This window comes from Parabacteroides sp. CH2-D42-20 (assembly GCF_003670185.1).
Taxonomy (GTDB): domain Bacteria; phylum Bacteroidota; class Bacteroidia; order Bacteroidales; family Tannerellaceae; genus Parabacteroides; species Parabacteroides distasonis.
In genome coordinates, this window is record NZ_RAYG01000001.1 from 43892 (window position 1) to 66208 (window position 22317).

Sequence of the window (22317 nt, forward strand, 5' to 3'; positions counted from 1 at the left end):
TAGCGTACTAAAATATCTCCTTGCAATAAATAACATATTCAATATAAACTCCCCTGTTTTGGGCCTCGAAAGTGAATAACTTACGGCTTGTCGAGTGAATAACTAACGGCTATACCTAGTGGATAACTTACGGCTTGGGAAGTGAATAACTAACCACTTACAAACCTTTTTTCCTACCGTTGACCAAAGGAATTTCCTATCACCACAATGCCCATTATAAGGTCTTTACAATAGGCATTGTAACACCTTTATAATGCCCATTGTAAGCTGCTTATAACTGCGATCATTAGAACACTCAAAAAGAACACTGATAATCAACACATTAAAAACGCCATTACCTTATCCAGAAAACACGTACGACTTTTACAAAAAACACGTACATGTTTTCTCGGAAACACGTACGTGTTTTTCCAGAAGCAAATTCCGGTCAAAAGCAACAAAGATTCTGATAAAGCCATTATCTTTGTTTTAAAATCAATACATAACCATGATGAGACACTTAAAGTACTTGGCTTTTGTAGCATGTATGGGAAGTCTTTCCCCAGCCTTCGCGCAAAACGCCTCTAAAAGCCTAACAGTTGATGACCTGATCACTTGGCAACGAATCACGGACCGGGAGATCTCGGACAATGGAAAATGGGTAGCTTGCAAGATGGAACCTTGGGAAGGTGACGCTACCATTTATTTGTATGCGGCCCAAGGGCAAGAGACCGCCACTTTTTCTCCGGCCGATAAGTTCGCGTTCTCCGCTTCCTCGGGTTATCTGGTTGTCACGCAAACACCCGGAAAGTCTACGGTAGATTCCCTGAAAGTATTGAAGACGAAAGAGGACAAGATGCCGATGAACACCTTGGTAATCTATTCCGTCGCCGGTAAAAAGGAGACGATAGACTCCCTCAAAACCTTCAAATTAGCGGACGAGGCGGATTGGATCGCTTATCAAAGAGGCCGGAAGGACTCCACTTTGTACGTCCGTTCGCTGGATGGAAGCAAGACCTTCCAGTTCCCGACCGTAACGGATTTCCAATTCGCCAAGAAAAGCGGTATGCTATATTACACGAGCGCGGCGGAAGGAGAAGCAGGTATATTCACCTTGAATCCGGAGAAAGGAAGTCCGGCGCTCATCAAAGAGGGAAAAGGCGTATTCAAACAAACCACGTTCGACGAGAAAGGGGAACGGCTGGCTTTCTTATATTGCGCCGACAAAGATTCTTCTTACAAAGCGTTAAGCTTATGGCTATCCGAACATAACGCTCCCGCAAAAGAAATCGCCACCCGTGGAAACAAGGCTTTCCCCGCTGAATGGGTAATCAATGAGAACGGGATGCTTCAATTCTCGAAATCCGCTTCCCGTCTATTCTTCGGTACCTCACCGGAGCCGAGGCAAAAAGACACGACCCAACTAGCCGAGAATCGTCCGAACGTACAGGTTTGGAGTTGGGATGAGCCCGTACAATATACCGTACAGAATTATAACAAGGAAAAAGACTTAAAGAAAAGCTATCAAGCGGTTTATAATCTGGGCAACGGCTCTATCTTCCAATTGGCGAATGAGGAATTACCGAATATCCAATTGGGTAATGAGGGTGACGCACCCTTGGCGCTCCTTTCCACTTCCCGTCCCTATTCTTTGTCTTCCATGTGGGAGGCCCGCACACGCAGCGACTATTATACCGTATCGTTGGATAACGGGGAGCGCAAGCAAATCGCCCAAGCGGATTATGGCCGTTTCCGCCTCTCCCCACAAGGTAAATATGCGTATTGGTATGGCGAGACGGATAGCTGCTGGTACACGATCGCCTTGGCGGAAGGTAAGCAATATCGCCTAACCACTCCGGAAAGCTTCCCGGCTTGGGACGAGGAGAACGACGTTCCCGATTATCCTTATGCGCATGGAGCCGCCGGCTGGACCGCGAATGATCAAAATCTCTTGATCTATGATCGTTACGACATCTGGAAATTCGATCCGACCGCGGCCACCCCACCGATCAACCTGACCGTGAACGGAAGGAAGGAGAAACTTTCCTACCGCTTGGAACAACTGGATAAAGAGGCTCGCTTTATCGACCTCGGCAAACTGCAATTATTAAAAGGATTCAACGAGGCCACAAAAGGATACGGATTCTACAACGCACGCCTCTCCGCTCCTGCCTCCCCGAAGACTTTGCTGGCGGGCAATTATATGCTGCGATCTATCAACAAGGCGAAGAATACGGATGACGTGATCTATACGATGGAAACCTTCCAGCAATACCCGGATATCCACTATTCGACCTTGGCGTTCAAGAAATCCGTGCAATTGACACACGGAGACAAACAGCAGGAAGGTTTTATCTGGGGTACCGCCGAGTTGGTATCATGGATATCCTTGGACGGCCGTCCACTGGAAGGTGTCGTTTATAAGCCGGCGAATTTTGATCCGAACAAGAAGTACCCGATGATGGTAAACTTCTACGAGCGGAATTCGGAGACTTTATATAATTACCGTATGCCGGAACCGCATCGTTCTACGATCGATTATCACTTATACAATAGCAACGAATATGTCATCTTCAACCCGGACATTCGCTATGTAGATGGTTATCCGGGAGAAAGCTGCTATAACTGCTTGATGCCGGGTATCACCATGATGATCGCCAAAGGATATATCGACGAAAAAGGGATCGGTGCGCAAGGACATAGCTGGGGAGGTTACCAAGTAGCTTATTTAGCGACTCGCACGAATTTATTCTCCGCTATCGAGTCTGGGGCGCCTGTCGTAAATATGTTTAGCGCTTATGGCGGTATCCGTTGGGGTTCCGGCATGGCCCGCTCTTTCCAATACGAGCATACACAAAGCCGTTTAGGAGCTACGCCATGGAGTTCTCCACTTCGTTATCTGGAAAACTCGCCGTTGTTCACGATGGATAAGGTGCAGACCCCAATATTGATCATGCACAACGATGCCGACGGCCATGTGCCTTGGTACCAAGGTATCGAGTATTTCGTTGCCATGAAACGGTTAGGTAAACCTTGCTGGTTACTGAATTATACAGGCGAACCGCATTGGCCGATGCATATGGCAAACCGCATCGATTTCCAACGCCGCATGTTCCAATTCTTCAACCATTACCTAAAGAACGATAAAATGCCTAAATGGATGTCCGAAGGCGTACCTGCCGTAGAGCAACCGTTTGAGTTGGGGTATTGATCAGACAATCTTATAAGAGATTATGGCCAAAGCGATAGTTATACCATAAGCTTTAGCCATAATCTCTTTTTCCATTTAAACAGGAGATCTTTTGAAATAAATACGTATATTTGCCAATAACATAAAAACAAAAGATATGAGAACGACAAAAACCAGACCAACTAGAAATGTTTCGTCGCCCAAGATGGCTAAACACAACATTTCCAACCAAAGGAAAAGCGATAGCCAACCTTTCAGTCCTATGAATGAGAAAGATTTATTTCTAGCCCATTCCAGACAATCCATGGCAGCATATATATCCAAATATCTCATCGAATGAAAATACATCAACGAGATGTTGTAGAAGTCAATTATCTATTTCCTAATGGAATAACCAAACCTCACATGGCTATCGTCATCTCAAACGATGATTTGCAAGCAGCTGAAGATTTCTTTTACCTAGCTATGATATCTTCCAAAAACTATAATCCACAATATACATTTCCTTTAGAAGACTCTATGCTAACAAAAAACTTAACAAAGAAAAGCTTCGTTATTTGCCAATTAATAGGAGGTTACACAAAACGAGACGTTGTGAGAATATGCAGCCATGTAAAAGCCGAGCCTTTCAACTTGATTGTTGAAAAAATCAAGAAAGTCATATTCTAGAACGTCATACGAAACTCGGTACGGACACCAGGCAAGGAATCAACGGTTAAATCGCCGCCATGCAATCGCATTATGCGGTGGGAGATACTAAGACCAATGCCGCTACCACCGGACTTCGTAGAGAAAAAAGGCGTAAAAATAGCAGATAACAGTTTCGGAGAAATTCCGGGACCATTATCTGTTATAGTTATATATACCCTACCATCTGTCTCCAAGGCTTCTACAGAGACGATGGCATCCGCTTGCCCCTCTATCGCCTGTAATGCGTTACGGATCAAGTTAATCAGAGCCAGCACAATCAAGTTTTGGTCCGCATGTACCGTTAAAGCTTCCGCTGAGGAGAAACGAATACGGTCGCTACCCGCCTCGGCACACAACAACCGTTCCATCTTCCGAAATAAAGAGGTTATAGGCACCTCGGTTCTTTCCGGCTCCGGAAGATGCGTCAGACGATGGTAGGAATCCAAGAAAGCGGATAGATTTTTCGCTTGCCCATGAATAACCTCCAAACCTTCCCGTAATTGCTCCGGAGTATATGTATCGGAATATTTCAACAGATCAGCAGATAAGGAACGGATTGGCGTAATCGAATTACGAATCTCATGCGTCAGTACCCGCAAGATGCTCTCGTAATACAAGCGCTTCTCTTCCATCTCATTCTGGTTTTGACTGAATAGGAGGATAATCCGATTCATTTCCACATATAAGTCCTTTACAAAGGGATCATTCGTTTTATCCGGGTATCGCAAAGTTGTATTCCCATTACGAACCGACTCGAAGAAAATAGCGATCTTACGGTTTGTACCGTTTATCCACTGGATTAGCAACAGAGTTATCAACAGGATAACACACAGACATACAAAGGATAAAAAATAAGAAATACCGGTTATCAACAATACAGATCCAAGTAACGCAAAAAGTACGATTAAGGAAACACTCCCTATAATCTTCAGGTATAAATTCCAGTTGACCATGGTTACTCTCCTTATAATCTACAACCCGTATTTCCGCATCTTATTATAAAGGGTCTGGCGGCTAATATCCAATTGTTGAGCCACAAGCGTCAGGTTCCCTTTCTTTTCTTTCAATACCTCGGCGATAAACTGCCGCTCCATATCCTCCAACGTACAAGGATGGGAGACTAGAGATTCTGCCACAGACGAAATCTCGCTCTCATCTGATTCCGCACGACGTTCCAAGACGTATGTAAGTGTTTGAATCAAATTCTCGTTATCCCAAGGTTTCACGATAAAGTCCGTGGCTCCCTTTTTAAGGGAAGATACAGCCAACTCGATATCCCCAAAAGCGGTTATCAAGATAACGGCCGGAGGATTCTTAAGCTCCAAGATACGATCCAACCAGAAAAGTCCTTCCCCACCGCCTTGCTTTCCAGTGCCGAAGTTCATATCCAGTAAAACCAAATCTACATCTCCATTCCGTAAAAGGGCAGGCAATAGAACAGGAGATGATACGGTAACGATCGTCTTAAACTCATGGGACAGGATCGTCCGCAGACTTCTCAATACCGCCTCATTGTCATCTACGACTATAATCTTCGCGTCACGCATTAAGCCTCCTCTTTTTTTCGCACGCAAAGATACGATCTTTTCCCGGCTCTCAGTGTCCAATATTTAGACAAATCCAGTCCTTTACGATCGTTTCCTCCGATTTTATTTGCCATATTCCACGCAACCGGATAGCTTTGAACCAACAAACAGATAAAACCATGGAATCCATATCTCTAAAACTTATATTCCGTAGCTGGTGGCGAAACAAGACGTTCGCCGTCATTTCCTTATTGAGTCTGGCGGCAGGCATCACTTGTACCAACCTACTGATCTCATACGTCATTTATGAATCTAGGATAGAAGCCCATAATCCCAATAAGTCGCATATCATCTATATGGCACAAGACTCTCCCTTGACCTCCGGAGAGAAAGTATCTTTTATTAAAGGGAAGATCCCTGTGCAGCTAAAAGACCAATACCCTGAAGTTGAGGATTATCTACGACTGAACATAGAGAATGCCGCCTCCATCACGATAGGAGAAAAGCGCTTCGACCCAATCTCGATCGTCAAAGCTGATCCCTCCTTTCCTCGCTTTTTCCCTTACAAGGTAATGGCAGGAGATATAAACAAGGCATTAACCCAACCAAACGCAATTGCGTTGACAGAATACCAAGCGAAGATATTCTTCGGGAACGAGGATCCTATCGGTAAAACCTTCTCGGCAAAGTACGCTTATGAGAACGAGACGATTACCTACGAGGTCGCCGCCGTTATCAAAGAGTACCCTCAATCATTCTTGAAGTTCAACGCATTGGCAGGTACTACCTCCCAATTCAATGGCGGCCCTACCTTATTACTGGTAAACGATCTCTTCAACATCGATACGTTCACTCAAAAACTAAAGGATGATAAGGTACCTACTTTCAACGGAACCGGACAGTATTATTTCTATACCCTCCAAGAGAGTTATTTCCAAGAGCAAACCTATACACAAGAATACATCCCCTATATCCACCGAAACCAGAAAGACTTACTGTACGTTGGTTTGTTCTCAGCCATCCTAATCCTCGTGATCGCCTGTTTCAATTATGCCAACCTAAGTTTCTCCCGCATTTTGCAACAGGTAAGGATGATCTACACCCAGAAGGTGATGGGAGCATCGGCTGGGCAAATCCATCGCCAGCTATTCTTGGATACTTTCCTTACCGTGCTGATCGCTTTCTTTTTATCCTTGTTACTTACACTAGATTTCCTGCCGGCTTTCAACCGGATCGTTTCCGGACGTATCTCCTTGGGATTTTTCTTTAGTGGACAGGTCTTACCTGTGATCGTGGCACTCATCCTAGCTCTATCCATTATCCCCTCATTATATATGAGCCATAAGATCAACTCCCTTTCCCATTCCGAGTATAAATCATTCACCACCGGTACCCGGAAGCGGACAATCATAAGCGGGCTCTCCATTTTACAATTCGCCATCTCAATAGCTCTGGTATTCGCCACGCTAACCGTACGGCAGCAACTAACGCTCACTCAGACAAACGGTGAACGTTACCGGGACCTCATCGAAATAGCCGACTGGAATGGGAACCATATACAGACCTTCTCTGAAGAGATCCGGCGTTATCCTTCCATAGAAGAGATGTGCCTTTCGAGAAGCGGGATCATACAGTTCAACTTGCGGACAATGGTCTTGAAAGACGAAAACGGAAACGAACTAAATTATACGCTAGGCCAATACGAAGGTGATAGTACTTTCCTAAAGGTTATGAAGATAAACATTCTTCAAGGACTCTCAGAGCGAGAGGCTCTAAAACAATACAGCACACCCGTCTATATTAACGAACAATACGCACGTTTGCTCGTGCCCAAAGGCGAGAATCCCGTGGGTAAGCCTGTCCGCCTTTACGACACTGAATTCGGGAAGATGGAAAAGGAAGGAGAACCGATAGCGATTATAGCAGGGATCGTGGAGAATCTATATACAGGAACCTTACGACAAGAGGTTTACCCTAGCTTGACCTACCTAACGCATACTCCCCCCTATAACCTCGTCCAAATCCGACTGAAAAAAGAGCACAGAGCCGAGGCTCTAGCTTTACTGCAACAAACATGGGAAAAGATCAACCCCAACGTACCTTTCGAATATCAAGATATATACGAGGAATTTATGTTATCTAACCGAAAAACGATCGAACTGGCACATTTGCTCATCATGTACTCGATCATCAGCCTCCTGCTAACCGCCTTCGGATTATTCGGCATGGCTCTCTATGCCATCCGGCAGCGTACGAAAGAAATCGGTATCCGTAAGGTAAACGGGGCTACGGCCGAGGAGATCTTGTATCTATTAAATCGTCGGTTTATCGGCTGGGTAGGGATCGCTTTCGCGATTGCCGTTCCTATCACGTGGTATTCGCTGAGTTGTTGGCTGGAGAATTTCGTATATCGGGTGGACATATCCATAGGAACATGCCTGCTGTCCGGCGGTATCGTATTGATGGTTACGCTACTGACCGTAAGCAGGCATAGTTATAAGGCGGCATCCCGTAATCCGGTAAACACCTTGCGAAGCGAATAGCGAAGAGGAATATTAAACTCTATTCGCCCATTGGCAATTTACTTAACTGAGATATCGCCTGTAAATTGGAATAATCGTATTGGTAAAGGCCATCATCGGCGATCATCATCAAGGTATTCTTAAAAGGGATTACGTCGTAACCCTCCATTCCGGCATAATGAACAAGCTGATTGGCCATCAAGGTCATAGGATCTTTTGCGTTGAAGACCTTTAAACCTTCGTCGCAGAGGAATAAAGTACCGTTATCGATACCTAGTCCTTTCGGGCATTTCATGCCATAAGTAACCAGCAAGTTCGGTTGGTCTACATCACTCACGTCTATGAGCATCAGTTCATTGGTATTTTGCCCGCAAGTATTTCCGGAATGCACAGTCACATACGCTAAGTCATCCTCCACGACAACCGGGTCACAACCAAAGACATGACTTACGGAAGAACGATACTTAGGCGCTAGCGGATCTTCCAGCGAATAGATCAACATGCCGGTCGGAGTTCCCATGAACATCTTATCTTTATAGTTGAAAAGAGTCTCGACACCACGTTGCAACCAAATGTCGTTTGTCGTCAAGACAGGCTTGTTCCCAGACAGGTCGAAAACACACATGATATTCTGTTCTACCGTATATAAGTACTTACCATAAATAGAAAAACGAGCCATAGATCCGTTCACGCCCTGCGTGGAAGTACCCGGCGCCGCATCGTTCGCCATCAGATCACCGCCATAACTCGGATAATGGTAAATAGTTTCCTCCCGTTCCTTCGGCTCCCAACCAACCACGACACCTTTCGCTCTCGCTTCTTCCGAATAACACATATTATAATCGAACCCATAGCCATTCTCTATGGTCGGAAGCGCATAACGGAAAGCGTTCTCCACACGACCTTCCAATTCAGGTCTCTCCGGATCGGAGATATCGAACCAGACCAGATCCACATACGAATCCGCATACAATTTATCATCCTTGATCGAGAGATCCTCGTTACCGATCAACTCTACAAAGCCCGCTATCCGGGGAGATGCCGGATTCCTGTTATCCACGATATGGATGCCCTTATCCGGGGAAGAAATATACAGGTAATCCTTATAGAAACAGATCTTTCCCCGCTTGGTGATTGGCACCACCTCATCCGTCACCTTCACTGAATTCCGAAACTCGGAGATCGACATGAATACCGGTTCGTTGATAGCATACCGCACGACCTCCACTCTCACTCCATCATCCTTGCATCCCATTAAGACGCAAAGGCTAAAGGCAAACGCCCAATAAAAAAGTTTCCGCATAATTATAATAGATTTAATCATTAAAAAGCATATCGTATACCTGCGCTCAACCCAAATCCCAACGGCTTGTCTGTACGAATACTAGCCGGTTGATCACAGTCGAAATAATGGGAGAAGCGAGGCTCGAAATAGAGACTCCAATCCCCATAGAAACGATAAGCGGCACCGACCGAGGCATTCACGGACCATTGCATACCGTGGATGCCCTCCTTTTTGCTCTTAGAGATAGTCGTTCCGTTTCCGGCGATATAACCGCTATACACGGCCTGCAAACCCTTCTCCATCATAAAGCCTCCGGAGAGATAGACATTCCATCGCTGATTCTTCCATACATAAACCACCAGATTCAAGGGAATACCCAGATAATGCAAAGACGATTTCACCTCTGACGGGCAATCCCCTCCCCTCTTGAATGTAGTGGATAAATACGTATACATCAATCCACTTTCCACGGCTATACGCCGGCTCAAATCCTTCCGTACCGTAAAACCGAATGATATCGGAAGGGAGTAGCTAACGTCCGGATAAGATTCGAACGAACGATTATCCAAGAAGTTCTCATCCACCTTAGAACTCCGTAATACCGGGGCATTACGGAATGAGGCCGTTTGGGGAGGCGTATTGCCATTCTCCTTCTCATTATCGTCTTTATCCGGCTTATTCGGATCAGGATCTTGGGAAGGAACATTCATATCTCCCGGAGAAGAAACATCGCCATAACTCATATCCGTATTTAAAAAGCTATCTACATAACCACTAGAGCCAACGGCGGCGGCCAATAACCACTTGTTCCGTTTACTCTTCTTGGCTTTCTTTTTCAAAGAGGCTTTTCGTCGGGGACTCCGTTCGCCTTCCGGTAGAGGAACCGTAGAGTCACCTCGCTTAACGACTATGTCCGTCGAATCCTCGGACGCCTCCTCCTTCACAGACGGTTCTTCTACGATAGCCGCAATCGCATCCTTCTCAATAATCCCGATAGTCTCACTCCTCTCATCCTTCCGGATCGTTTCCTTTTCCCAAACAATAGCGGAAGGCTTAGCCCTTTTTTCCCATTTCAGCACTTTCGCCATACGTTTCTTTACAGGTTCTACAGGTAAAACGGGACGCTCCGGAAGAATATTCATTTCCTCCGCTTTCTCCGATATCTCTTTCTGAAAGGGGCTCAATTCCTCCAATGGCATCTTCTCCGGGGAAGGTAGCAGCCAAATAACCAAGGCCAGCACCGCGGCGGCGGCCAAGCCTCCCGTCCACAACCAACCCCGTGGTCTCGCTCTCCGGTTCATCCGGGCCTCCACCTCATCCCAGCAGCCGGCATCTACCGGCAACCGGTGCTCTTCCAAGCGCTGCCGCATATAGCCGCTGAAATCATCCAGCCGTTCGTTATGATCCTTATCGTCCCGCATTTTCATACCTTATTAAAGATTGTACACTCTTTTGCAAAGCGTTCCTCGCCCGGATAAACTGGGAGCGGGAAGTCGCCTCCTGTACATGCAGCATCTCGGCGATCTCGCTATGCGTATATCCCTCTATCGCATATAAGTTGAAGACCGTACGATATCCCGGCGGCAATTGGGCCACGCAAGCCAACAAGTCATCTGCCGATAAACGGTCTAATACGGAGTAGTTGATATCTTCCAAACTGTCGTCATAGCCGTCCAGACCTACACTTAGCCTCGTGTTCTCTGAAGACCGGAGATATTCAAGAGCCGTAGTGACAAAGATCCGCCGTATCCATCCCCCGAAAGCCCCGGAGCCGGAATACGACCGGATCTTCGTAAATATCTTCACGAACCCGTCCTGCAGAAGATCACGGGCCGTCTCCCTGTCACCCACGTAACGCATGCAAACACTCATCATAGCAGGAGCATATTGCTCGTACAATTCCTTACGAGCCCATGATTCGCCTCGCATACATCCATCGATTAACAGTTGTTCATCCATAAGTACTTATGCTCTCTATTATATGGATGAAATAGGTATCCTAAAAGTTGCATCTTATTCAAAAAAAAGTTACCTTCACATCAAAAATAGGAGGAGAGTGTATGAGACGAAGATTATTTATATTCATGGCATGGATATGTGTCGTTGGAATCCAGGCACAGTCTGACTTTTCGTTTATTTTAAATAAAGAAGGTAAAATCATCGTCCTGCCTAAAAACAAGACGTATGAGTTGAACATCCCGAAAGCCTCCTATAAGACATTTACCCCTGCGGGGACACGGGATATCGATATTAAACTGCGGGAGTTCACGCCCGATATTCCCCATACGTCCCTACAAGAGCGTCCGATGGATATGCAGATATCTTCCGCCGCCTATCAGCCGTTCTTTAACGTATATACCCCGATGCTTCGGGAGGTATCGCCTATGGCGTTGGATTTCAATGAGACTTATATGAAACGGCTAAACGAAAGTTTCGATCTTATCGCTAACGGTGTTCAATATACATGGCCGGGAGTCGGAGGTATGACGATCATGAACGGGGGTATTTCTTGGCACAGCGACAATTGGAGTCTTTATGGCGGAGGATTCGGGGGTCGTTTCTTTAGTCCCTTCAACCCTAGTCCCGGAATAACAGCGGGTGCAAACGTACAACTGGAATATCAACCTACAGACTGGTTGAAACTGAAAGGCTGGGGACAATACGCTTATTACGCCGACGAGTACAACAACCCCCATATGCTCAGCAACCCTTTTCTCTACCATACCCAAGTGGGCGGCTCAATGGAGTTCAAGGTTACTGATAATTTTTGGATGGGAGCCGGTATCAACTATGAATACAACCCGGTACGACGGAAAATGGAACCACAGTTCCTAGTCTATCCCGTCTTCAAATCGGGCCGCTTCAAGATTGGAATGTGAGGAAGACGCTATTTCCGTCTCAAACATTCCTACGTGGCAACTGCCTAGGATACCGACGCCACCGTCTATATTGCTAAATACACGGATCGGTTCGGCCAGACCGCCATCGATCAAAAGGTTCGAAACTGAATCCGTGTCTTTATCTTGCAAAACTTTCAGATATCGATAGTATTCCGCCGAGATAGCATATAGGTGTACCCGTAGGTGCTTAGGAGGAATCGGAAGAAAATCTTCCTCATTTAGATCTTCTATCCCTATCGAATCTGGAACTACTTTTAGCGGATATGATCCATAATAAGGTTCATAATAATACTCATCCGTTAAGTGCAAGGTATATTCTTGCCCGTTTATTAACTCATCAGAAAAGACCTTCCCATCATACCCATACATCCAGTCATTGCCAAAGATTTGATCCAAGGCCGTCAACGATTGGCCAAAAACAGGTTCAGTCGCATAGTTTGGACTCACCGAGAACCATTTATATTCTCCTGTATATTCCTTAGCTATTCCATCAAAAACAGGAATGCCCTCTTCCATACGAAGTAAATAATAATTCTCCTCGGCAGGGTTATCTTTGAGCGTTACCTGATAAATCGCATTCTGGCGAGCAGAACCAAAAGAGCCAGCTACCGTGGCATAAGTTACCCCCGCTTTCAAGACCTGAGCAGGCGCTGGCATGACCGTCTCAGCGCTTGCCACACCATATTCCGGATAAGAGGCTTCCACACGGATACGATCCCCTTTCACCGGTATAAAATCAGACTTGAAATAACCTTTCGTGTTAAATGCCTCATCCCCCTCCTGAAAGCTCATACGCTCTTTAAAAACGCCATTCACGAATAAATTCACCTCGGCTTTATCCAAAGTCACGTTCGGATGATCATCCGTGAAAAACCAAGTACGGGAGACACTTACAGTTAAGGGTTCGCCGGTTATAGCGACACAGTTCACTACCAAGGTAGGATCCGGCCGTAAGGATTCAAGGTCGATCTCCTTGATGCAAGACATCAAACCAAACAGGCTTACTATACAAATCGTATTTATTAGAATATTCTTTATCTGTTTCATCTTCCTAGAATTTATAAGTATATGATATGGAAGGTATGATAGGCATAATACCTATCAACTTAAAACAAGGTTTTGTTTTACCGCTATAGGGAGAAGAAGAACCCGGGACTAAGTTATTCGTTCGTTCCCAGTTATCACTTTTATAGACCATAAACGGATTCATCCGGCTATATACATTATAAATACTGATATTCCAGATGCCCATTCGTCCCTTCTTCTTCGGACGGTAAATATTAAGTCCCAAATCCAGACGATGATAAGCCGGCATCTGGTAATTATTACGGCGTGTATACAAATCCACCACTTCCCCGGATGATCCCGACCAGTTATCCTGTCCGTATGGGTCAAGGGAATTAAGCGTGCCAGCCTGCGCTTGCTCATAACTCTCCAACGACAAGGTCATTCGATTGCCGGAAGTATACGTCCAAGCGGCTGTCAGTTCCACCTTATCCGACAGTTTATGCGAAACCACGATATTCAGCTTATGCCGGTTATCGTAACGTGCCGGAAAGCGTCGCCCGTTATCGATCTCATCGAAACGCCGATCCGACCATGAAAGTGTATATCCTATCCAACCGGTCGTACGTCCGCTTTCCTTGCGAGCCAAGAACTCCACGCCATACGAACGTCCCTTGCCGACCGCCATTTTTTCCTCCCAAGCCGCCGTACCGGGCAAGAAGGAATAGCCGTCTTTATAATCCAACAGGTTCTTCATCCATTTATAATACCCCTCTACCGAGAAACTATAAGAACGCATCAGATTATAATAGAAACCAGCGGAGACTTGATCGCTAATTAAAGGTTTCAACTTACGGGTAACAGGCATCCACGCATCCGTCGGCAAATTTATATAACTGTTGCCCAATAAATGGATATATTGCCCCATACGGGCGTATGAGGCTTTGAAGCTAAGATCGTCACGTAGCAACCATCTCAAGGAAGCGCGAGGCTCCAATAATGTATAAGCCTTCCGCTCCACATTGAACAGGCTAAACCGAAGCCCCGCATTCAAACGCAAGCTAGGTAAGACATTCCAATCATCCTCTCCGAAGACAGCCGCCTCACGGGCCCATAGCAGATCATTCGTATATATTTTCCCTATATTCGAAAACTCCAGCATACCGGAACCGGCTGCTTTCACCTCATTATACTCCGGGCGGAAACGGTGCATCAAGAAATCCCCTCCAAAACGAATCACATGCGACGTAAAAGGCGTGTAATCAAAAGAGGAACGGACGCCCATATCCAAGATAGAGGTAGAACTACTCGTTTCCGATGAAGAAGAGAGATAATTATCTTCTCCTTCCACACCATAATTATATTCTTTTGAACTCCGTACATTCGAGCGATACCGTGAAAAGACCCCGGAAACCCGTCCGAACAAACGGTTATTGAAGACATAAGTCCAGCCCAAGGTTCCCATCAAATTACCCCAACGCAGCGATGAATGGGTACCATCCGTATAAGGGACTTGCTCTTCTTTTGTTGAGAAATCCATTCCCCCTCCTTTTAATACATCATTCCCGTTATATAAGCTGAAAAACATCCGGCTGCGATCGCTGAAACGATGATTAAGCTTTAAATTCAAATCGTGAAAAGCGTAACGAAGATTTATTTTATGACCGTCTTTTCGAACCTTATTTGCTATCGCTATCGCTGGGGCAGAGAGTACATCCAGCCACGAGCGTCTAAGCGCTATCTGAAAAGCCGTGCGATCCTTGATGATAGGGCCTTCCAAGCTCAGATTACCGGAGATCAGCCCGATCGTAGCGCTACCATGGTACTCTTTCATATTGCCCTCTTTGGTATGGACATCTACCACAGACGAGAGTCGCCCGCCATATCTCGCAGGGAAACCCGCCTTGAAAAAGTCCAGATTACGGATCGCCTCCGGATTGAAAGCGGAGAATAGCCCGCCGACATGATTGATCTGGTAAACCGGATTACCGTCTATCAAAAACAAATTTCCATCTTGGTCGCCGCCACGAACATATAAACCGGCCAGTCCCTCTGTCCCACTGGCTACACCCGGAGTCAGTTGCAAGGTCTTCACGATATCGGACTCACCAAACAGGGTCGGTGTCGCCTTGATCGTCTTCTGGCTAAACTCCATCGTTCCCATCAAGGTGTTATTTACAGACAAACGATCCCGCTCCGAAGTGGTAACCACCACTTCCTCCAGACGGGCGTTCGGACGCAACTCAATATTTAATATAGTATCCCTATCCAATTCCGTGAAATTAAAGGAACAGCTCTCATAACCAATGTAAGAAGCATGCAAGCGGATATTCCTCGGCGGAAGCGTCAAACTGAAAAAACCATAGCTATTCGTAGCCGAGCCTTTCCGGCTGGCGACCTCATAAACAGAGGCTCCGATCAGAGACTCCGAGGACGCTTGGTCCCTCACGAAGCCGCTGATCGTTACCTGTCTCTGTCTACGCTTCAGAATCACGATCTTTCCACTCACCTTATACACGATCGGATACGACTCGAACAAGCGGGTCAAACAATCCGTCAATGCCTCATCTTTCACTTGGAAACTGATCTTCGGAAGCTCTTTCAACAAAGAAGACTCATACGAGAAGGTCACGCCCGCCTGTCTTTCGATCTCTGACAAGACCTCCGGCAACGAAACCTCCTTCATACGCAACGTAATCCGGGGATCATCCTTCGTCTTGGCTGATTGGGCCAAGAGGTCTGGAACAGGCATAAAAATCATCCAGCAAAAAATGGCCATAAGCCATTTATTCATCCACTCTGTCATCATTCTACTTTATTGAGTTCATTGATAAGACAGGATCTCCCGGAAATACCCCTATCAAGGAAAAGCCTTTTTTTCATACCTCGTGAACTTACCGCTTCATGATGTATGAACCGGCAAGCACAGGTCGTCAACGCGGGATGGGCTTATCCATCCCAAGGATTCCAATAAGGAGGCACCGTGTCTCTCGGCATCGTGATACGCAATTTATCCTCTTGATATCCGGCGACAATCCCAAAGCCGTTCTCCACATTCGAATACGTATCGGCAGGCTCTATCAACGCCCCGAAATTCGCGTCGCCGATCGTGATAGAGTACCCCCTCATAATCTTCATATATCGATAATAATCCTCGGAGATAGACAACAGGCGCACATCGTAATGAACGTCCATAGAAAGGGTATCACTCTCATACGAGTATTCAACAGGAAAAACAGAAACCTTAATAGCATTCGTATTAACCAGATCCTCCCCTCTAAATACACCCATACAGTAACGCCCATCCATCTGGCTCGTGATAGGACTACCTCCAAAAGACTGGAAAACAGGATCCTCATAATCCACGCTAAAACCAGAATAATACCAACTATATCCTCCTAAGCTACGGAAAGAGGTTACGGTACGGGTACTATCCCCCTTCCGGAAGTCCAAGATCTGCTCCACGATTAAACGATAATAGGAATCCGTCTCAACCCCGATTTTAACAGAGAAACGCAGATATTCGGCATAGTAGGCAGAAGATCGATAGGATAAGGTATCCACCTCATAAATCCGTGCCCGACCGGGGATACGAGTTTCCCCGGATACCGGCTCATACCCATCGGCCTCGGCCTCTATACGCAAACAATCCCCCTGTCTCACGAAACAACCGGGCAGAACATATTGCCCCCGTGAATGTATAGAATCTTCCGGCAGGTCATCATTGCGCATAAGACCTTGAAACTCATCATTGACATAGACACGGACTTTTGCGTCGGATAGCTCAAAATCGGGAACGCTATCCATGATAAACCATGTTTTCGAGAGATGAGCACACACCTCCTTTCCGGGACATACCGATGCGTTCAGTACAATCCGATCCGGTAGATCCTCCAAATCAATCTCCACATCCCGAACGCAAGAGACCATCAATAATCCTAGCACAAACAGGCAAGGTAAATATCTTTTCATAAGCTAGAATTTATAAGTATAAGAAACCGAGGGCATGCAATAGAACAAAATCGTCTCCTGTAGCACTACATGATATCGCTGATTTATATCCTGGTTTACCATAACCTCCGTCATGAAGGGATTCGGTTTCAAATACGTATTGTATATGCTTATGTTCCAAATCCCCATCCGACCCTTCTTTTTATATCGATAAAAATTCACGCCCAAATCCAAACGGTGATAAGGAGACAATTGATAATTATTACGAGCGCTCAAACCTGAATTCATCGGTCTGTATGAATCCACTCCGGCATACCCGTTCTCTTTCTGATAAATCGGAGACAGATATTTATACTCCGGCAAGCTAATATGGTTTCCTGAGGCGAACACCCAAGCTCCCGTTAACTCCACCTTCCGGGATAACTTACGAGAAACGACCACATTCACCTTATGCCGGTTGTCGAAGCGAAACGGGAAATGACGCCCCTTATTCACGGAACCATCCGGAAACCACCGATCCGACCAAGAAAGCGTATACCCGATCCATCCGGTTGTCTTCCCATTTGTCTTTTGCGCCATAAACTCCACACCATAGGTCTTACCCTTTCCCAAACCGACCCGGTCTTCCCAACCGGAGAAATGTGTCTCAACCGGCCAATGATCCTTATAATCAATCAAGTTATTCAACCGTTTATAATACCCCTCGATCGAGAAATCATACATCCGTTTCAGATTATAATAAAGCCCGGCAGTAATCTGGTGAGAACTCATCGGAGGGACTTGCTCCGTCACCGGGACCCAAATATCCGTAGGCTGGTTCACATAGGTATTCGATAATAAGTGGACATATTGGTTCATCTTACTGTAGGATATCTTCGCCGATAGATCCGGACGAAGTAAATAACGTGCCGACAAACGAGGCTGAAAAGAATGATAGATCTCATTCTCTACATGAAACAAGGTATACCGCAATCCGGCATTCACCCGCAAGCGATCCGTGACCCGCATCTCATCCTCGGCAAACAAAGAGAACTCATGCCCTTTTATCAAGGAATAATCATACAAAAGCTCATATACGGGATTTACTAACGAATCGTTCACCCAAGACCGTTGCTGGCTATTCTCCGGGCGAAAATTATGATACAGGTAATCCGTGCCCATTCGTATCCGGTGATTCATTGAAGGACTGTAATCCACTGACAGCCGTACGCTCAGATCCTCCATCTCCGATTTATAACGGCTATCCCGCTTAATTGATTGCCGTTCTGCCCTATTTCCTTCGATTTCATACCCCTTCGCCTCTTGCCGGATATGCGAGCGAAAACGGCTGTAGCCCACCATTAGATTACCAAACAGCTTTTGCCCGAACACGTAGTTCCACCCTGCGGAGCCGATCAAGTTTCCCCAACGCCAGAGAAACATATCATCCGAATCCTCATGCTTCTCCTTGCTTCCCTGCCGAAAAGCATCTTGCCCCATATAAAAGCTCAAATAGGCCCGGCTACGTTCCGAGAAAGAATGGTTCACCTTCGCGTTTATATCAAAAAAGTGATAACCGAAACTCTCCTTGGTATCACTGTTCTTATTAATGATCGCCAAAGCCGTCCCTGTTATCAAATCCAACCACGTACGACGTACCGAGACATTAAACGAGGAGCGATCCTTAACAATCGGCCCCTCCAGATTGGCCCGTGCGGAAAGCAAACCCACGGAGATATTCCCGTGATACTCCTGCCGGTTACCGTCATTCATACGGACATCTACAACCGACGAGAGCCTTCCGCCGTATTCCGCCGGAAAGCTCCCTTTATAAAACCGGGTATTCTTTATCGCGTCCGGGTTGAACGCCGAGAAAAACCCCAACAAATGGTTCACATGATAGACCGGATTTCCATCCAGCAGATACAAATTCTCATCGGCCCCGCCCCCACGCACATACAAGCCGGTCATTCCCTCGGTGCCTACCGCCACGCCCGGCAACTGCTGTAAGGTCTTCACCAGATCCGCCTCCCCCAGCAAAGCGGGCATCGACTTCACCCGCTCGGCAGGTACGTCAATCACCCCCGCACGGCTACTCAATATCTCGTAGCGAGGCCGGGTCCCCCGAATAACGACCTCGCCTAACGAGGCCAATGACCTCAACGGGAAGTCGATCATCGTATCCCTTTGCAAATCGATCTCTATCTCCATCGCCTTAAAGCCCACATACGAGGCCCTAAGGCGAACCTTACCGGGTGGAAGTATCAAGCTGTAAAAGCCGTAATTATTAGACATCGTCCCTCCCCTCGAACTTTTCACCAGAACCGAGGCCCCCAACAAACTCTCATACGAGGCTGAATCCCTGACGAATCCGCTGATCGTATATTGACGGGGCTTTCGCTTTAAGATGATATATTGCCCCGTAACCCGATAGATAATCGGTAATGGGGAAAATAAGCGCTTCAAGCAGTACGACAAGGATTCATCCCGGACCGACAGGGAAACCTCTGGCAGCTCTTTCAGCAGAGAGGACTCGTACGAGAAGAACAATCCGGTTTGTTTCTCAAGCTCCATCAATATATCCAACAGGGGAACCTGCCGCATATCCAACGTAACCGTCGGCGTAGGTTCGGGCATCTGCGCATATAGATGTCCCATCCAACCGGGAAGCAAAAGAATCCCTATCAGCCATACAACAATAGATCTCATAAAATGATCTGATTTTATTTCTTCGAAGTGGAAACCAAACGTGCGTCCAATGTCTGGTTAACAACCTGCAATACAGCCTCCAAGGGCAGATTATTAAAAGTAGCGGTCAATCTCGCTCCCTCATTCTTTGTCTGGTTCGCAATCTTAACTTGATAATAATCACTCAAGTCCTCGATCACCTTATCCAGCGGCGTCTCCATAAAACGAAGTTGCCCCGTTCTCCAAGCCAACTTGTTCACGTCTTCTTCCGTCACTACCGTTATCTCCTTGTTCTCCATAGAATACTGAGCCGACATTCCAGCGGTAAGTATCACATTCTCCTTTTCCTCCCCGGCGGTAAAACATACCTTGCCGGTAACTACATTGACTTCCGTAACGGTAGGCTTCTCATCTATCTGGAAACTTGTTCCCAGCACCGTAACTTCCGTTTGGCTCGTTTTCACTGAGAAAGGGCGTGCCTCGTTCCTCGTCACTTGGAAAAAGGCCTTTCCATTCATCTCCACGGCACGCCTCTCTTTATCATATCTCTTCGCGTCATACCGGATCCATGAATCGCCGGCCAAAGCGACCAAGGTACTATCCGGAAGGTAAACATCTTTCATTTGTCCGGGGGCGGTAGTAATCGCAACCCAATCCGGGGCGTTTCTCTCTACCGTAAACCATGTCCCCAGACCTACGAGCACTAACACGACAGCGGCCGCCCCGATCCAATACCGGCGAAACGAGACCTTCCGGCTAATCGCATGCTCAGAAGCGAACTTCTGCCATGCCTTATCCGGGTCAAGGCTTCCTTCCCGATAGCGCTTCGCTACGAAACGGACGCGTTGTTCTAATTTATTGCCATGCTCGTTATTCATTACTATTCCTTTTATTTAATAAGTCCTTCCAGTCTCATACCACTGGAATCCGACATTTGGGGCCTGCCCCTTCTTCAATGGAACTCCCACACTCATACTGGGCGAGATCCTAGACGATACGCAAGATGAGAAAATCATCATCAACACCGCGAATATAAATACCCACTTTATACAAACCATCGCTTTCATCCTATTTTCTCTTTAAAATGTGTATCCCAAGGTAAAACTAGCCGTATGATAGTTCAGGCCTATGTTATAAGCATATCCCTTGTATTGCTTATCTACACCAAGATCATAGCCAACCTTAAAAGCGACCCGTTTCACCTCTATACCAGCCTCTATGGTAGCTCCCCAGTCAAAACGAGACGCTACCGCATATCCTTGGCCGGGATTAAACGGGTTATATGATATTTCCTTATTATAGGGCAGCTTTCCTTTTAAAGAATAATCACTTTCCTCATACGTCACTTTTCCTCCCAAGCCAACCGCCAAATAGGGACCGACCGCCAAATGTAACCGAACATCCTTACTTACCTGCCAATCGAAACGAGCCAAGATCGGTAATTGGATATATTCACGATGCTCCTTCTGACTGCGATGCCTTATACCTTCTACATCAAAATCCTTAATTCCATAGGTATCATAATAGAAGCCCGTAAAGCCGTAACCATTACCATAACCGTATCCCCACAGATTCAAATAATCACTGGAAACGGGATAGAGAAATATACTCGTACCTTCCCGTCCCCCATATGGACTCTCACTAGTTCCATAAATCTCACTATAAGAAGACAGCCCCTTCCCCCGTCGCACATAATACAAACCGGATTGAAGCGAGAACCAGCCCGATCCGAATGTATAAGAGACCGCAGCCCCAGCCTTAAAGCCTACCTTAGCGACATCTCCCTTATACTTTGTCACGTTCATACCGGCTTCCGGCGTCACTTTCCATTGCGCTTGGGCCGAGATCACGCACGTCATCAACATCACAAATACCACCAACTTCCTCATACACTCTCCATGCTTTAATGAAATAAACAAGTAACCTTTATCTCTAAGACAGAGAAATATGAAAAACCCCCATTCCTTTCTATAAAATTTATCCGAAAAAGAACATATAAACACGGATAGCGGTCTCTCGCAAAGCTTTCAATGCCTTGCTCATCTGGTTCTCAACCGTTTTTACCGATAAATTCAATTCCTCCGCGATCTCTTGGTATTTCAAGCCATCCCGTTTGGATAACAAGAAAATCTTCTTCCGTTCGGGAGGTAACCGATCGATAGCGTCCCACAGGCGGGCGTCACGCTCCGATCGCAGGATGTCTTCCTCTTCCGAGGTATCTTCTACGTCGGGTAACTGCTCGGTGGCCTCAGCGTTTACGGGTTGTGAGGTAAATGAAAGAGAACGGTTCCTCACCGCTTGATATAAATAAGCCTTGAGATTCCCGATCACATTACCAGCCCGGTTCTTATCCCATACATCCGCGAAGGCCTGTTGCACGATATCCTCGGCATCGTCCACCTGATCGGTATAACGAAGCGCAAACAAACACAAGGGCTTATATAAACTCTTGAAATGATGTTCAAATTCTTGGGTGGTAATAGCAGCCATACGTTTGTTATCTGTAACTATTCACCGCAAAGTAACAACCTTTTCTTTTTAACAAATCGCTTTTCAGGTTCTTTATAATGGTTTTAATAAAAAGAAAGCGTTTAAGGACTTA

At 46.2% G+C, this 22317-nt stretch carries 16 protein-coding genes; 4 read left to right on the plus strand and 12 right to left on the minus strand.

Annotated features, from left to right (window positions below; genetic code table 11):
* Positions 1-487 precede the first annotated feature (487 nt).
* Both D7V92_RS00150 and D7V92_RS00160 read left to right on the plus strand, forming a co-directional pair.
* Positions 488-3190, plus strand: a complete 2703-nt coding sequence (locus tag D7V92_RS00150; RefSeq protein ID WP_121772036.1) for a prolyl oligopeptidase family serine peptidase — start codon at positions 488-490, stop codon at positions 3188-3190.
* 315 nt (positions 3191-3505) lie between these two features.
* A complete protein-coding gene (locus D7V92_RS00160; protein ID WP_008777861.1) occupies positions 3506-3838 on the plus strand; it encodes a type II toxin-antitoxin system PemK/MazF family toxin in 333 nt (110 codons plus the stop codon).
* On the opposite strand, the gene D7V92_RS00165 is transcribed toward D7V92_RS00160, so the two are convergent.
* Both D7V92_RS00165 and D7V92_RS00170 read right to left on the minus strand, forming a co-directional pair.
* On the minus strand, positions 3835-4812 hold the full coding sequence (locus D7V92_RS00165) for a HAMP domain-containing sensor histidine kinase (RefSeq protein WP_121772037.1): 978 nt from the start codon (positions 4810-4812) through the stop codon (positions 3835-3837). The genes D7V92_RS00160 and D7V92_RS00165 overlap by 4 nt on opposite strands.
* Positions 4813-4830: 18 nt before the next feature.
* A complete protein-coding gene (locus tag D7V92_RS00170) occupies positions 4831-5406 on the minus strand; it encodes a response regulator (RefSeq protein ID WP_121772038.1) in 576 nt (191 codons plus the stop codon).
* Positions 5407-5564: 158 nt separating this feature from the next.
* On the opposite strand from D7V92_RS00170, the gene D7V92_RS00175 reads away from it, so the two are divergent.
* Positions 5565-7928 (plus strand): ABC transporter permease, encoded by a 2364-nt coding sequence (locus D7V92_RS00175; protein WP_121772039.1) that lies wholly within the window; start codon positions 5565-5567, stop codon positions 7926-7928.
* 19 nt (positions 7929-7947) lie between these two features.
* Here D7V92_RS00175 and D7V92_RS00180 read toward each other — a convergent pair whose 3' ends face one another.
* From D7V92_RS00180 to D7V92_RS00190, 3 genes are read right to left on the minus strand one after another with little or no spacing between them, the layout of a single operon-like run.
* Positions 7948-9210 (minus strand): LVIVD repeat-containing protein, encoded by a 1263-nt coding sequence (locus D7V92_RS00180; RefSeq protein ID WP_121772131.1) that lies wholly within the window; start codon positions 9208-9210, stop codon positions 7948-7950.
* A gap of 20 nt (positions 9211-9230) precedes the next feature.
* The gene (locus D7V92_RS00185; RefSeq protein ID WP_121772132.1) at positions 9231-10613 is read right to left on the minus strand and encodes a porin family protein; all 1383 of its coding nucleotides are present in this window, start codon (positions 10611-10613) and stop codon (positions 9231-9233) included.
* Entirely contained in the window at positions 10600-11151 is a 552-nt protein-coding gene (locus D7V92_RS00190) for an RNA polymerase sigma factor (protein ID WP_121772040.1), read from the minus strand. The genes D7V92_RS00185 and D7V92_RS00190 overlap by 14 nt, the downstream gene beginning before the upstream one ends.
* Positions 11152-11252: 101 nt before the next feature.
* Here D7V92_RS00190 and D7V92_RS00195 point away from each other — a divergent pair, with 101 nt between their 5' ends.
* Positions 11253-12071, plus strand: a complete 819-nt coding sequence (locus tag D7V92_RS00195) for a hypothetical protein (protein ID WP_121772041.1) — start codon at positions 11253-11255, stop codon at positions 12069-12071.
* On the opposite strand, the gene D7V92_RS00200 is transcribed toward D7V92_RS00195, so the two are convergent.
* The 7 genes from D7V92_RS00200 to D7V92_RS00230 all read right to left on the minus strand — a co-directional run bounded on the left by D7V92_RS00200 (position 12024) and on the right by D7V92_RS00230 (position 22205).
* Positions 12024-13139, minus strand: coding sequence for a DUF4249 domain-containing protein (locus tag D7V92_RS00200; RefSeq protein WP_121772042.1), 1116 nt, complete (start codon positions 13137-13139; stop codon positions 12024-12026). The two genes, D7V92_RS00195 and D7V92_RS00200, sit on opposite strands and share 48 nt — an antisense overlap.
* Positions 13140-13143: 4 nt before the next feature.
* Positions 13144-15906, minus strand: a complete 2763-nt coding sequence (locus tag D7V92_RS00205) for a TonB-dependent receptor (protein WP_121772043.1) — start codon at positions 15904-15906, stop codon at positions 13144-13146.
* A 140-nt stretch (positions 15907-16046) separates the two neighbouring features.
* Positions 16047-17069 (minus strand): DUF4249 domain-containing protein, encoded by a 1023-nt coding sequence (locus D7V92_RS00210; RefSeq protein ID WP_008772828.1) that lies wholly within the window; start codon positions 17067-17069, stop codon positions 16047-16049.
* 3 nt (positions 17070-17072) lie between these two features.
* Positions 17073-19736, minus strand: a complete 2664-nt coding sequence (locus D7V92_RS00215) for a TonB-dependent receptor (RefSeq protein ID WP_008772829.1) — start codon at positions 19734-19736, stop codon at positions 17073-17075.
* Between the two features lie 14 nt (positions 19737-19750).
* Entirely contained in the window at positions 19751-20593 is an 843-nt protein-coding gene (locus tag D7V92_RS00220) for a FecR family protein (protein ID WP_121772044.1), read from the minus strand.
* Between the two features lie 201 nt (positions 20594-20794).
* Positions 20795-21604, minus strand: coding sequence for an outer membrane beta-barrel protein (locus tag D7V92_RS00225; protein WP_121772045.1), 810 nt, complete (start codon positions 21602-21604; stop codon positions 20795-20797).
* Positions 21605-21692: 88 nt separating this feature from the next.
* A complete protein-coding gene (locus D7V92_RS00230) occupies positions 21693-22205 on the minus strand; it encodes an RNA polymerase sigma-70 factor (RefSeq protein WP_005859552.1) in 513 nt (170 codons plus the stop codon).
* Positions 22206-22317 lie beyond the last annotated feature (112 nt).